Origin of the sequence: Parafannyhessea umbonata, assembly GCF_012844235.1 — a bacterium.
Lineage (GTDB): Bacteria > Actinomycetota > Coriobacteriia > Coriobacteriales > Atopobiaceae > Parafannyhessea.
Window position 1 is genome coordinate 195,805 of sequence record NZ_JABAGR010000005.1, and the last position, 14,209, is coordinate 210,013.

11 protein-coding genes are annotated in these 14,209 nt (G+C 67.0%); 2 read left to right on the forward strand and 9 right to left on the reverse strand.

Annotation, left to right across the window (positions count from 1 at the left end):
• The first annotated feature begins 2 nt into the window (after nucleotides 1-2).
• Both HF885_RS06645 and HF885_RS06650 read left to right on the forward strand, forming a co-directional pair.
• Nucleotides 3-3,578, forward strand: a complete 3,576-nt coding sequence (locus HF885_RS06645; protein ID WP_170104158.1) for a VaFE repeat-containing surface-anchored protein — start codon at nucleotides 3-5, stop codon at nucleotides 3,576-3,578.
• Nucleotides 3,579-3,748: 170 nt separating this feature from the next.
• A complete protein-coding gene (locus HF885_RS06650) occupies nucleotides 3,749-4,837 on the forward strand; it encodes an ArdC family protein (RefSeq protein ID WP_118100702.1) in 1,089 nt (362 codons plus the stop codon).
• 209 nt (nucleotides 4,838-5,046) lie between these two features.
• Here the strand turns inward: HF885_RS06650 and HF885_RS06655 are convergent, their stop codons facing one another.
• The 9 genes from HF885_RS06655 to HF885_RS06695 all read right to left on the reverse strand — a co-directional run bounded on the left by HF885_RS06655 (nucleotide 5,047) and on the right by HF885_RS06695 (nucleotide 13,820).
• Nucleotides 5,047-5,592, reverse strand: coding sequence for a hypothetical protein (locus HF885_RS06655; protein ID WP_170104159.1), 546 nt, complete (start codon nucleotides 5,590-5,592; stop codon nucleotides 5,047-5,049).
• On the reverse strand, nucleotides 5,589-6,827 hold the full coding sequence (locus tag HF885_RS06660) for a relaxase/mobilization nuclease domain-containing protein (protein ID WP_170104160.1): 1,239 nt from the start codon (nucleotides 6,825-6,827) through the stop codon (nucleotides 5,589-5,591). The genes HF885_RS06655 and HF885_RS06660 overlap by 4 nt, the downstream gene beginning before the upstream one ends.
• Before the next feature lie 5 nt (nucleotides 6,828-6,832).
• Nucleotides 6,833-7,258, reverse strand: coding sequence for a hypothetical protein (locus HF885_RS06665; protein WP_170104161.1), 426 nt, complete (start codon nucleotides 7,256-7,258; stop codon nucleotides 6,833-6,835).
• 227 nt (nucleotides 7,259-7,485) lie between these two features.
• The gene (locus HF885_RS06670; RefSeq protein ID WP_170104162.1) at nucleotides 7,486-8,730 is read right to left on the reverse strand and encodes a type II restriction endonuclease; all 1,245 of its coding nucleotides are present in this window, start codon (nucleotides 8,728-8,730) and stop codon (nucleotides 7,486-7,488) included.
• A gap of 3 nt (nucleotides 8,731-8,733) precedes the next feature.
• Nucleotides 8,734-9,696, reverse strand: coding sequence for a DNA (cytosine-5-)-methyltransferase (gene dcm, locus HF885_RS06675; protein ID WP_328804350.1), 963 nt, complete (start codon nucleotides 9,694-9,696; stop codon nucleotides 8,734-8,736).
• 516 nt (nucleotides 9,697-10,212) lie between these two features.
• The gene (locus HF885_RS06680; protein ID WP_170104164.1) at nucleotides 10,213-10,620 is read right to left on the reverse strand and encodes a YraN family protein; all 408 of its coding nucleotides are present in this window, start codon (nucleotides 10,618-10,620) and stop codon (nucleotides 10,213-10,215) included.
• Between the two features lie 387 nt (nucleotides 10,621-11,007).
• Nucleotides 11,008-11,223, reverse strand: coding sequence for a hypothetical protein (locus HF885_RS06685; protein WP_170104165.1), 216 nt, complete (start codon nucleotides 11,221-11,223; stop codon nucleotides 11,008-11,010).
• 356 nt (nucleotides 11,224-11,579) lie between these two features.
• Complete coding sequence (locus HF885_RS06690) at nucleotides 11,580-12,530, reverse strand: Abi family protein (RefSeq protein WP_090861998.1); 951 nt, start codon at nucleotides 12,528-12,530, stop codon at nucleotides 11,580-11,582.
• A gap of 54 nt (nucleotides 12,531-12,584) precedes the next feature.
• Complete coding sequence (locus HF885_RS06695) at nucleotides 12,585-13,820, reverse strand: tyrosine-type recombinase/integrase (protein WP_170104166.1); 1,236 nt, start codon at nucleotides 13,818-13,820, stop codon at nucleotides 12,585-12,587.
• Nucleotides 13,821-14,209: the final 389 nt, after the last annotated feature.

The following is a 14,209-nucleotide window of genomic DNA, read 5'->3' on the forward strand; positions in this document are numbered from 1 at the left end:
AGATGAGGATCGCTAAGGAAAGGGCCCACTCGGCCCGGCGCGCCCTGCGGGCGTGGAGACGTGACGGCGGGGCCAAGCGCATGAAGGCCGCCCTCCTATCGGTAGCGCTCGTCCTGAGCCAGCTGCTCGGGGCGCTCGCGCCGACCGTCGCACTCGCGGCGGAATCGAGCTCATGGTTCGACAACCCGAACGGCACGAGGTACATAAGCGACGTCGTCGGCGTCACGCGAGAGCAGGTGGTGGGCGAACTCGAGTCACACCAGGGCGACTCGTTCTACCTCGGCACGCCCTACCTCGGGCTCGGGGACACCGGCGACATGCCTAGACCGAACGGTGACCACGGCTCGTACCGAGCGGGGATGCAGTGCACGGGCTTCGTCTGCTACGTGATGGCCGCCGCCGGCGGGAACCCCTACTCGGCGCTATCCACGAATGGCGCCAACTGGTGGAACACCAACGTGTGGGAGAGGATATGCAAGGCGCAGGACGTCGTGTCCTACCGCTTCGACACCAAGGAAGAGCTGCTCGCCTCGGGACTCGCACAACGGGGAGACATCATCGTCGCGACCCCCGACTCGTCCGTGCCCGTGAGCGGGACCGACCGATACGGCAACACCTGGGACGGCCATGCGGGCTTCTTCTGGGGCTCCAGCCCCTCCGAGGACCTCATGTGGCACTCCGTGCACTCGAGCAACGGGTTCGGCACGATCGAGAGCGGCAACCAGACCTCCGCGATCCAGGGGAAGGTCTGGCCGTCGCACTACATCCTCATCCCGCTCGGACAGTCGAGGGGAAGGGTGACCGTCATGAAGGCGTCATCCGACCCCGCGGTCACCGACGGCAACACACTCTACTCCGTCGGGGGAGCCGTATACGGCCTCTTCTCTGACGAGGGCTGCACGAAGGACACGGGGGTGCGCCTGACCACCAGGGAGGACGGCACGAGCGAGGCCGTCGAGGTCTCGCCCGGGACCTACTGGGCGCGCGAGCTCTCGGCGCCAAGGGGATATGCCCTCTCGAACGCGGCGACGAGGGTGGAAGTGCCCGCGGGCGGCGAGGCCGACGCGAGCGCGTCGGACGTCCCGCAGACGAACCCACTCGGCCTCGTGCTCGCGAAGGCCGACGCAGAGACGGGCGAGGCGTCCCCACTCGGTGCGGCCAGCCTCGCGGGCGCGGAGTTCGAGGTCCGCTACTACGCAGGCCAGTACGACGAGGGGAGCCTCCCCGCGAAGGCCACCCGCACCTGGACCGTCTCCACGGGGGAGGACGGCACCGCGGACCTCTCGTCCGCCACGGGCGACGACCTCTACCGCGACGCGGCGGGCAACGCCGTCGTCCCGCTGGGCACCGTGGCCATAAGGGAGACCAGGGCGCCGGAGGGATACGTGGCTTCGGACAAGACCTTCGTCACGCGCGTGACCGCCGAGGGGACCGCCGAGCACGTCTCGACCTACGCCGCGCCTACGGTCGCCGAGCAGGTCAGCCGCGGCGACCTCGAGCTCGTGAAGGCGGAGTCCGGAAGCATGCGGCGCCTCGCGGGCGTGCCCTTCCGGATCACCTCCGCCACCACGGGCGAGTCCCACGTCATCGTGACGGACGAGAACGGCCAGGCGAGCACCGCCTCGTCATGGGCCGCCCACGCCACGCGCACGAACGCCAACGACACGGCCGGCGAGGGCTCCTGGGACGCCGCCGCGGGAGTCTGGTTCAGCGGGACGACCGGCAAGGCGACGGCGCCGGACGACTCCAAGGGCGCCCTGCCCTACGACACGTACGCGGTCGAGGAGCTCCGCTGCGCGGCCAACGAGGGCCTGAGGCTCGTCAGCATGACCGTAACGGTCTCGCGCGACGCGAGGACCGTCGAGCTCGGCACCGTGGACGACGACCAGGGCCCGCGCATCGCCACGACCCTCACCGGCAAGGGAGGGGAGCACCTGGCCGAGGCCGCCGGGAGCGTCACGCTCACGGACGAGGTGGAGTACGAGAACCTCGAGCCCGGGAAGGAGTACGAGCTCACGGGAACCCTCATGGACCGCGAGACCGGCAAGGCCGTGACCGGCGCGGACGGCAAGGCCGTCACCGCCACGGCGAAGCTCGCCCCCAAGCTCTCCACGGGCAAGGCCAAGGTCACCTTCGAGTTCGACGCGACCGGGCTCGCCGGCCACTCCGTCGTGGCGTTCGAGGAGCTCAGCCAGGGCGGGAAGACGGTGGCCACGCATGCCGACATCGACGACGAGGGGCAGACGGTCCTGTTCCCGAAGATCGGCACCACCGCGACGGACGCGGAGGACGGCTCCCACGACGCGGCGGCCGACGACGACGTGACCATCACGGACACCGTCGAGTACCAGAACCTCGTGCCCGGGAAGGAGTACGAGCTCACCGGCACCCTCATGGACCGCGAGACCGGCGAGGCCGTCACGGACGCGAAGGGCGAGAAGGTCACCGCGACAACGAGGCTCACGCCCGAGGAGGCGAGCGGAACGGCGACCGTCACGTTCAGGTTCGACGGCTCCGACCTCGCGGGACGCACGGTCGTCGCCTTCGAGGAGCTCTCGCGCGAAGGCCACGTGTACGCCACTCACTCCGACCTCTCCGACGAGGGCCAGAGCGTCGCGTTCCCCCAGGTGAGGACGACGGCGAGCGACGCCGCTGACGGCGACAAGGTCATCGACGCGGCGCCCGGCCAGCGCGTGGCCGACACCGTCTCCTACTCCAACGTCACCCCCGGGACCGAGTACAGGGTCAGGGGACACCTGCTCGACGCCGAGACGAGCGAGGAGCTCGCCACGGCGGAGACGACCGTCACTCCCGAGTCCTCCGAGGGCACCGTCGAGGTCGTCTTCGACGTGGACGGCACCGGACTCGAGGGGAGGAGGCTCGTCTGCACGGAGGAGCTCTCCCGCGCGGACAAGGTCGTCGCCACCCACGCCGACCTAAAGGACGAGGGACAGACCGTGAGCCTGCCCGGCATCCACACCACGGCGACCGACGCGGCGGACGGCGACCACGAGGCCACGGCCGCGGACAAGGTCACCATCACAGACAGGGTCGAGTGGTCCGGGCTCGTCAAGGGCCGCGAGTACACGGTCACGGGCACGCTCATGGACAAGTCCACGGGCGAGGGGGTCAAGGGAAGCGACGGCAGCCCCGTCACCGCCAGAGCCACCTTCACCGCGGACGCCGAGTCCGGCAGCACCGACGTCACGTTCGAGTTCGACGGCAGCGCGCTCGCAGGGCACGACGTGGTCGCCTTCGAGACCATCGCCCACGACGGGAGGACCGTGGCCACCCACGCCGACCTCGAGGACCGGGGACAGACGGTGAGCATCACCGAGGCCCCGCCCGAGGCCCCCAAGGGGGAGAAGGCCACCAGGGGCGGCGGCCAGCTGCCCAAGACCGGCGACGCCGGGATCCCGGTCGCCCCCATCGCGGGTCTCTGCGCCGCGGCAGGCCTCTCGCTCGCAGGCGCACGCGCGCTCAGGCGCCGCGGAAAGGGCGGCGAGCCCGACGTCCGCATCGAGCGCGGACCCGAGGGCGGCACCGGCCCGCTGGGAGGGGGCGGAACCGATGATTAGCCACTTCGGCGCCATCGCCCTCTACCTCCTCGGCGCGCTCTCCGGCGCCACGGCAGTCGCGGCAATCGCGCTCTGCAGGGCGGCCGGGACCGCGGACGATCGCGAGGAGTAGCGGCAAAGATAGCGGGGCGGCCCGGACGGGTCGCCCCATCTTCTACAGGGAGGAAGGCATGCGCGCTGAGAAGGGCAGGGACACGCTCGCCGAGGGGCGGGCGAGGCTCGTGGAGTCGCTCGCGAGCGCCATGGAGGAGGACGGGCTCTCGTGGTACGCGGGGTGGGAGAGGTGCTGGTCGGCGAGGAACGCCGCGACCGGCGCCCGGTACAGGGGCGTCAACAGGCTCTCCCTCGCGGCCGCGTCCGCACGATGCGGATTCGAGGACCCCAGGTGGGTCACGTACAACCAGGCGCGGGACGCCGGCTGGCACGTGCGCCGCGGCGAGAGGGCGCAGGCCACGGTGGAGTTCTGGAGCTGGTACGTGCCGATCATGCGCGCAGGAAGGCAGTCGGTCGTCACGGTACAGAGGGCGCGGGAGCTCGTCGCCGCGGGGAGGATCTCGGAGGACGACGTCTGCGGGGACAGGTTCCTGAGGGGGAGGGGCGCCTGGGTCTTCAACGCGAGCCAGGTGGAGGGCGTCCCGCCCGTCATGGAGCCTCGCGCGGCGGAGCCGGGGTCGGAGCCCTGGAGGGTGGCAGACGACCTCATCGCGTCGTCGAGGTGCCCCGTGCGGGAGACGAGGAGCGACGACGCCTTCTACGCCCCGGCCGAGGACGCGATCACCATGCCGCTCCGCGGCCAGTTCGAGTCCGCCGAGGGCTTCTGCAGGACGCTGATGCACGAGATGTGCCACTCGACCGCGGGCGAGCTCGGCAGGCCGCTTCCGAGCGACCACGAGTCCTATGCGTTCGAGGAGCTGGTCGCGGAGCTCGGGAGCGCCTTCTCCGCTGCGGACGCGGGGCTCGACATGTCCGCGGTCGCGAGGGGAGGGTCGGTGCAGACCTGGACCCAGAACCACGCGGCGTACCTCAGGTCTTGGCTGGACGAGATCAGGGACGACCCATCCGCCCTCGCGAGGGCCGCCTCGGAGGCGTCGCGCGCGTCCGACCTCGTCATCGGCAGGTACGACGAGGCGCGGGCGGAGCGGGCACGCTCGCGCTCGAGGGACGAGAGGCCGCTCTCCGAGAGGGCAGGAAGCGCGAGGGAGGCCGCCGCGCGGCTCGCGACCGTCGACATGGCGCCGGAGGACATGAGGGCGAAGTAGGGAAGCCGCAGGCATACGTGACGCCGCGAGCCCCTCTGGGGCCCTCTGGGAAGCGCCCCTGACCAATGCGGCCGCGATGGGGTTGGGGCTTTGGCGGACGCGCCCTCAGAGCACGGCGCGAAACGCCAGCCTCAGCGCCCAGAGGAGTACGCGCAGGAGCCCCCTCAGGACGGCGAGCGTGATCCTGCCTACGGTCGAGAGGAACCGCCTCATGACGCACCTCCGGATTCCAGGTCCGACGTTGGCGTGACGGTAGCACGCACGCGCGACATGAATTCGAGGCTCTCGGTCGGCACGCCGGCCCAGGCGCAGACCCTGCCGGCCGCGTCGCGCGGGTCGTCGCCCGCCACCTCGGGGATGGAGAGGCCCGTGCGGTACGCCCAGGCGGCAAGGGCCGGCAGGTCGGACGGCCCGTCGTCAAGCGAGGCGCGGACGTCCTCGAGCCGCGAGACGTCCACGAGGCCGTCGCCCACCCTCATCCACCTCGTGGTGCCGTCGACGTCCACCCTGGACGCCGCCGCCAGCTCACCTGCCGTCGCGAGCTGCGCCCTCCAGCCCCGGCGCCTCCTGAGCGCATCGCCCTCGGCCACGCCCTGCGAGTCGTAGTAGTCGAGCTCGATCCACATTCCGTCGTCCCCAAGGCTGAGGACGAGGTCCGAGAGGACGCTCCTCCCCGGGAACGGCTCGGGGCGCGTGAGCCGGTCTGAGTCGAACTCCTCGACCCGCCCGTCAACGTACGACAACGTGACCCTCATCTCCCCCTCCCGTCCGTGCGGCCGTCGTCTCCGCGGTCTGGCTGCCGCCTTCCGATGGGCTCGTCGTGGCGCCTCGCGTCGCGGCGGGTGATACCTCGCACGTCGTCCCGCCGCACGTGACCGCCGCGCGCCGCGGCCTCCCGCCGCTCCGGCAGCATGCCGTGCCTCCTTGCCAGCGCGATCGCCGCGTCGATGCGCTCCCTCTCGCCGGGGTCTCCGCATCGCCCGGCCGCGGCCGCGAGCTCCTCGACGGAGCGTGCGCGCGTCTCCTCAATCACAGCGACGGCGGAGGAGAGCCCCCTGAGCTCGGAGAAGTCCCTGAGCTCGATCGCGCGGCGCGCGGCCTCCTCGACGCCCATGACGGAGCCGTCCGGCAGCAGCGCCTCGCCGCGTCGGGCGGCGAGCCTCGCGAGCACGTCCTCTCGCCGGTAGTCGGTGCCGAGCCTCGTGCCGCTCACCCTCCTGGCGGGCTGGTCCGCGAGGCAGAAGGTCCAGTCCCTCCCGTCGCCGCGGACGCTCGCCTCCACGCCCAGGCGCGAGAGCCTGCCGAGCAGCTCCCCCTCGGTCCTCGAGGAGGCGACGGCGACGTCCACCCTCGACCTGATGTCAGCGACCCAGGAGTACGCGCCCCTGGACGAGAGCTCCGCCTCCGCGCGCCCGACGTGGACCCGCTGGTAGTTCTCCCTCGAGCCTCGCTTGCGCGTGTCCGGGTGCCGTGCGTCGATCCTGCCGTCGAAGTGCGAGAGCCCCATGTCCCGCGCGATCGCCTGCAGCCGCCCGTTAAGGAGACCGGGGTCGGGGTCGCGGAGCCTGTTCCCCGTGGCGAGGTTCGTGTTGTTCACGATCACGTGAGCGTGGGGGACATGGCACTCGTTGTCGTCGTGGTAGACGATGACCACCTGGAAGTCCGGGAAGCTCTCCTCGGCCCAGCGCACGGCGAGCGCCCTCAGGTCCGCGAGCGAGACCCCGTCGCGCGGGTCGGGGGAGAGCACGTAGTGCTTGTAGGTCCTGGCGGGCCTCCCGCGGTACGGGGCGTCGTTGCCGTTGGCGCGCCTCGTCTCGTCCATGGCCGCGTCCCAGTCGAAGTGAGCCTCTTCGAGTCCCGCCTGGCGCGGGGACTCGTCCATCCGCGAGAAGTGCAGGAGGTCCCTAGCGAGCGCCCTCCCGTCCCGCTCGAGGTACCTCCTCGCGGCGGCGAGCCCCGTGTGCCCAGATATGGCCTTGATCGCCGGCACGCCGGTCAGCTCCAGAGGAAGACGGCCGGCCTGTCGGAGAGCCTCGCCACGTCCTCACGGAGGCACCCGAGCGAGTCCGCCACGTAGGTCATCTCGGCGTCCACGACTCTGAGGACCTCGAGCGCGTCCTCGGCCGTCACCTCGCCCGGCGACTCGCGGGCGGCCTTCGCTATGGTGTTGAGCGAGGCCACGGACTGGTTGTAGAGCGTGCCTATGGAGCGCAGGTTGCGCACGATGCCGTGGGAGGTCTCGTAGTCGAAGGCGACGGTGCCCGCCCCCATGCGCGTCCCGCCGCCCGCGAGGCAGTGTATCAGGAGCCTCACGACCTGGCTCCTGGAGCAGCCCATCTCGGCGGAGGCCCGGTCCAGGGCCTCGAGCTCGCCGTCGGAGATCCGGACGTTCAGGCGCCTCGGCATGGCGTCACGGCTCAAGTCGGTCACCCCCAGGGGCGCGGGGCATCCCCCGCAGAGAGAAGGGACGTTCGGACGGTGCGGCCGCGGAGGCATCTCCCGGGGCACAGACGATAGTCTGAGCCATCGGGACGGATCCCGTGGCCACCCTGTCCGCTCCGTCCGTCTCGTCCATCCTGGCCACCGTGGGTGTACAGGATGGGCTACTTGCTAGCCTATGGTCGAGGTGTCCGTCTGCCTAACCTATGTCAGTAGTAAATAGCGTATTCACGCTCTCGCGCCGTCACTAGATCGAAGAATTGCCTCACGCTCCAGAGCCATCCCTGTTGTTCGTCGGTATACGTGTGGTGGAGTGGCACCGGAACGACGAGCTGGAGGTTCTTTGCCCTCATATCGTCTGTCTGCCGCGTACTGATGGCTCCCTCCAAGGTGACGAGGTGTTTGCGCTCCACCCGCTTCCCCTCGGAGAGAACCTGACGCCAACGATCCTTACAAGTGGTCTTAGCACCAAGAAGCGTAAGACCCGAAGCTGGGAACCTCTCGTCGTGGTAGAGCTCCTCGGAGGGGAACAGGAAGTCCGGGGTCTCATGATTCTCGGTCGTAGCTTGTGCCGTATATCTGATATTGCGCGCCGTCAGAAGAGCCTCGACCGAGTGCTCCAAGGACTTTCCGGCGCGAGACTTCCTCCTCTGGAAAAGGCTCATCGAGTACGACAGAATCCCGTCGACGTCAATTGGGTTGACAAACTTCGGGAATACCTCTTCGGCCTCGTGACGCTCGTATACTCTGAACAGCATCTCCTCGCGCTGGTACGCCATGTAGATTATTTCATCTGGGTCGTCATGTACGTAGTCCACATCCCCCAGCGTCGAGCGGCAGTATGCTGAGAACTCTTCCGTCGAGGGGAGTCCGCTCGGAAAACGCCTCAGCATGTCTTCGAGCATGGCTTCCGCGCTCTGCGGGACGCGCACATCGATTCCCAGTGCCTCGAGGATGTTCGATGCCGTAGCATCGATTCGCAGCGCCCCGTTGGAGCCGACGACGTAGTTCCTGATTCTTCCAGTGTTGTCATCGAGACCGAAAAGCCACTTGACCTGTGCATCAATACTCGAATTCCGCTGGGTGATGAGCGCCACTAGGGAGCCATCGCGAAGCAGCACGAGGGTCAGCGCGTCCCCTACATGTGCGTGTTTGACAGGCTCGTTCTCCGAGTAGTAGAGCCTCCATTCTGGACGACGCCTCGGCTGGTTCTTGCGTGCGTCGTACCATGACATGCTTCCGACGTCGCAGACGGCGTCCCCGCTGTCGTCGAGGTAAAGGAACCGCGATGGGATGGAATGGCGCTCAGTGTCTCCCAGTAGGAGTTTCAGCGGACCTGACCCTTGGAACTCGTGCTGATGACTCCTGTTCGCCCCAGGGATGTCTATTCCTGGCATTTCCTTGCACATGACGCCGGACACGTACTCGTTAAGGGCGCCATAATCCAAGCCCATAGACTATTCCTCCAATGAACGCTTCATGAGACGCGCGACCGCCGCGACAGCAGGGACGCAGACGGAGTTCCCGAACTGCCTGTATGCCTGGGTGTCCGAGACCGGGATCACGAATGAGTCAGGAAATCCCTGTAGCCTTGCGCATTCCCTCGGCGTCAGCCTGCGAGGATTCTCGCCGTCTTGCTTCACGAGAATTTCTGACCCGTCCTTATAGTAGCGAGCCGAGAGCGTGCGTGTGGTGCTGTCTGGCCCTATCAGGCCATAACCGAAACCGTTGCCAGCGGCACGGTGCTTTGCAGCGTAGTTCTGTAGGTACGTCCACAGCTTATCCGAGAGCGTGTACTTGTCTGGCACGTTCGGCTCCCGAATATCCGCGAACACGCCGCCACCATTGGACGGAACCTCCAGATCGTCCCAGTTGAAGTCCACGTCGTCACGGAATCCCACTATATAGATGCGCTCGCGATGCTGCGGAGTCCAGTTTTTTCCATCGATAATCTTCCAGTACACGTGGTATCCGAGATCCTCCGTCAGAACGGACATGATGACATTGAACGTGTTTCCGTGGTTGTGGCTTACAAGGTTTTTTACGTTCTCGAGCAAAAAAGCCTTTGGCCTCTTTGCATCGATGATGCGCGCCACCTCGAAGAACAGTGTTCCCTGCGTCTTATCTTGGAACCCCGTGGGGCGGCCCATCGAGTTTTTCTTGGAGACGCCTGCTATGCTGAACGGCTGGCAGGGAAAGCCGGCCAAAAGGATGTCGTGGTCGGGGATGTCCTCCGACGGGACCTGCGTGATGTCCCCGACGATTTTGAAATCGTCCTGGAAGTTCGCCTCGTATGTCTTGTTTGAGAACTTGTTCCACTCGGAGACGAAGACCGTCTTTGGGTCCTCGTCAGCAAAGGCCTGCTCGAAGCCCATGCGTATGCCGCCAATACCTGCGAACAGGTCGATAAACCGAACCATTGTCACTCCCAATCTTTCAGAGTGAAAATTATACAGTGCAGGGGCGACAAGAACCACTAGGGCTTCCTGAACCAGAGGACCTCTAGACGACCTCTGCATGGCCGTCTCGCTCCGCGTCAAGCTCATGCTTGCTGGAACCAATACTTCTGAACTGTTTGGGTACCCGGCTCGGTAATCCTCCCTACGCTTCCATGAGTGGAAACTTGACCATTAAACTTTCCCGGGAATATCAGTCAATGCCGCCATCTCAATAGTAAGGATTACAGGTATTGGCGACTGCCTTTCGACAACGATTTCAACGATGTCCCCAAGTCCATGCCCTTCCCAAGCTCCCTTCATGATTAGAACTATTGCGTCATTGTCCCTCCCCGCCGTCGCCAGGTGTTCCTGACGGCGGGGAGGGCGGCCGCGGGAGGGCTTGGCTGCGGCCGTGGCGGCTGGAAGGGGCGACCGCCCGGGTTTCTCCGAGCGGTCGCCTTCCTGCCGTGAGCGGTGTCTGTGCTATGACGTCCCAGGTCACTCCCTGCTCTCCGCCCACTGCCAGGCGCCTATGAGGTGGCGGAGCTTCGCCCTGCGCTCTCCCGTCACGACGATGGAGACCACGTCGTGGCGTATCGCGTCCACGTCGCCGTGGTCCGCGAGGTAGAGCAGGCACGCGCGCCTCATCGTCGCGAACTCGGCCGCGCCGACGTTGAGCTCGGGCATCCTGGCCGAGCTCTCCTCGTACGCGGAGATGACGGCTATCAGCACCGTCTCGTCGCCGTCCGTGGCCACTATCGGCGCGTCCTCGCAGTCGCAGGACCAGCCGCCTGCCGCGCGGACCGCATATCCCCTGTGGGCTAGGTAGTCCCTCACGATGCCCTCGCACGTGGCGACGAGCCCCTCCTCGGCCATGGTCGCGGCACCCTCTATCTTCTCGGTCATGGTGACCTCCCTGGGACGTGGGAAGGCCCTTTGCCCTCCCTCGCCCAAAGAGCGGCAAGGCCCGCGTGGCGGGGCGGCGCGCCCCTGCGGGCGTGGCGCGGCGCCGGCCCGTCGCGCGGGCCGTCGGGGAGCGGGAAGAGGTGCTTGCTCCCTGTGCCAGCGTCTTGGGCGGGGGAGGGCGTGGAGTTGCCGGAGCAGAAGCGCACTGTGCTCCTGCTCCGGCCGGGCGCTTTCGACGGGCGCGAGGATAGGGGATGGGGCGGCTATCCCCGGCGCAGCGGATGTCGGAAGGGCGCCATCTCCCAAGGTCCAGCCGCCCCGCGGGGCGGCTGGACCGTCTGGACCGGCTGGCAAGACGGCCTTTCGGAGAAGGGCGGCGAGCAGGGCTTACCGCTCAGGCTCGTCGTCCCCCGCATTGCCATGCGACACGGTCGCCTCGGCGAGCTCCCTTGCCAAGCGCCCCAGGAGGCACGTCGCGGCGTCCGCAGCGTCCCTCGGTGCGGAGGAGAGGTCGACGTGCTCCAGTATCGCCGAGATGCCCATCCCCGCTAATGCGACCTCTTCGAGGTCCGCGTTGCCGCAAGCGTCGTAGATCCACCTCATGGCGTTTCCTCCAGTTCGCGCGTCCGCTTGATGCGGCAGCCATGCTACAACGAGACTGATGGCAATGCGTTGCGGGGATTCTCCGGGCAGATGCCGGGAATTTGGTGCCGGTGCCGGCGACCCGCGGATCGTGACGTCCGGCGCCCGGGCGCCTTGTGCCGGACTCGCTTTGGATGGCGGTCGGATCGGTCGCCCTGGCAGGAGTGTCGCACGCATGCTCAGAAGCCGACACGCCACGATTCCGGAAGGCGTCGGCCTCGCCGGATACGAAAGGCAAAAAATTAGGCGGAGGCGCTCACGCGTCCCCGCCACATAAAACCCTCTCGGGTTTTGACATCCATATACACTATACCCGATCAGAACCAGCGGTCAACCAGCTCGGCGAGGAATTCCATGGACGCCTCCGCGGAGGCGTCGGGGCGGGTGACGGAGAGCACGGACCTAATGCCACCGGCAAGGGTACGGAGCCCGGCTGACGCCTCGCCTGCGAGCGCGGTCCCCTCGGCCATGCGCCTGTGGAGGAGCAGGAGCGAGGCTATCTGCTGGAGGCGCGGGTTCCTCATCCTGGACGCCCTAGACCTCTTCGAGAAGCCCGCGTCGCGCAGGGCGACGGTGAGGGCGTCCGGCGCCGGACGTGCGACGTGGCTCGCTGCGCCGAACCCGTTGATTATCGCGGAGGAGTGGGCGCAGGCGTTGCGCACCCCCTTCGCCGACCTGAGGAAGTAGTGCTCTCGCAGCATAGAGCGGTCGCCCCACCGGTTCGCGCAGAAGCGGTAGATGTCCGCGACGGTGCCGAAGGATGAGAGCTCGAGCAGCACCCATATGGGCATCTCGGCGGCGTAGTGCCTCTGGAGGTCTCCGGAGTACTCGTCGCGCCGGAGCCTCGAAATCTCTGCCTCCCTCCGGGAACGCTCGGCGGGGGAGAGCGAGGCCATGTAGTCGCGCACGATGGAGTAACCGTCCTCGTCCTGCCGCCTCGCCACCTCGTCGAGAACCCGCGCCTTCGCGAGGTGCTCCGCGTCGAGCGCAAGCGGCAGGAGCGCTGCCCTGAGATCCCGGTCGAGCCGCTCCAGGTCTACCAGGTCGCGGAAGTCGAGGTTCGCGTACTCGCCGTCGTGCGCCCCTCCGACGCGCTTCGGGAAGAGCGTCCGGTACGCGTACGCTGAAAAGAGGTACGACTCCCGCGAGAGGTAGCGCATGGCGTCTGCCTCGCCCATGCGCTCGAACGCTACTCCCTTGTCCCTGAGGAAAGCCACCTGCTCCTCGGGGTCGAGCTTAGGCTTCCCGCTACTGTTCCGTTGGCCCATCTCAAAACCCGCCAATCTAACCGTCCTGCGGCTGGTGAAGTAGTATTCTACGGCCTACGAGAGCCCCGCGGACATTATCCTGCCCATGAGGTCCATGCTCACCTTCTTGCTGTCGGCGAGCGCGTCCGCGTAGACGTTCAGGGTCATCGCGGCGTTGGAGTGGCCGAGGATGGCGCTCACGGTCTTCACGTCCACGCCCGACCCAATCGCCATGGTCGCGAAGGTGTGCCTGAGGTCGTGGAAACGCGGCGCCTCGCCTTGGGAGCCCACGAGCTTCGCTACCCTCACGAACGCCCTCCACTCCTGCCCGAGCGCCATCGGGCTCTTCCAGGCGCCAGTGACGGCGTTTCCCACGACGAAGAGCCCCTCGTCCCAGTCGAGGCCCATGGACTCGCGCTCGTCGTGCATCGCGCGTGCCCTCACCTCCAGCACGCGGGCGAGCTCGTCGCCGTATGGGATGGTCCTGGCCGAGCTCCTCGTCTTCGGGGTGGAGAGCGCGAACGTGCCGTTCGCTCTCGTGAGGGCGTGCGAGACGCGGATCTTGCGGGACACGCGGTCGATGTCCTGCCACCTGAGGGCGCATATCTCCCCCTGCCTCATCCCCGTCATGAGCGCGAGGAGCACGGCGGTCGAGAACGGGTCGGCGACGCTTCCCAGCGTCTGGTTGAGCTGACGGACGCTTGCGGCGTCGAGGGAGTTTATCGGCTTCGTGGGCCTCTTGGGCGCGTCGACGAGGTCGAAGGGGTTGGAGGGTATGTCGCCCAGCTTGCGCGCCCTGATGAAGGCGGTCTTTAGGAGCACGTGGGTGTGCGAGACCGTGTTCCCGCCGTAGCCGTCCTGCACCATGTCGCGCTCGAACTCCTGGATCTGCCGCGCGGTGACCTGCCCCACGGGGGTCTTGCCGAGCTCGGTGCCCAGGAGGTGCTTCGCGTACCAGCGGTAGCCGTCGGCTGTGGAGGCGAGGATGTTGCCGGTGGACTCCTTCAGGTCTATGTAGTCGAGGACGTAGCGGTAGACGGGCGTCTCGCAGGAGACGGTGCCGGAGAGCTCCTCGTCCTTCCGTACCTCCTCGTCGCGCCACTCCCGCAGGAGCTGTTCGGCTGCACCTCTGCCGCGGTTGTCCCTCCTCACCTTCCCGTTCCTGCCGACCTTGTCTTCGTAGCACGGCACCTGGGTGGAGCGGGTCATCTTGTGCTGCCTGCCGTCGTCGTCCTGCCAGCTGATCGCGAGGCGCCACTTCCCGAGCCTCTGGTTCTTGTACACGTAGCCGTTGCTGAGCTTCCTCGCCATCGTTCCTCCCAAATATTGGAACCATCCGCCCGCGGGGGAGGGGCCCTCGCAGGACACAAAGGACACACATAGGACACCGTGTCCTATTTGTGTCCTGCGGACGACTTTACATGTTGGGTGCTGTGGTCGCCTCATGTTCGCCAAGGTCGGCAAATGCCCAGTTAAACAGCACATTTTTGGAAGTGATGTCCTTTGTTGTCTATTGACATTCATCAAGGATTGCGCCCTGGGGGTCAAGGGGTCGCTGGTTCGAATCCAGTCCACCCGACCACGAAACCGCAGGTCAGAGGCTTAAGCCTCTGACCTTTTTTCTGAGGCTTCGGTAGTTTGTGTGACAAGGGGCTAGCCTAGGCAGCAACGCTCTTCGCTCCCTTCACGCCCTTCTTCCT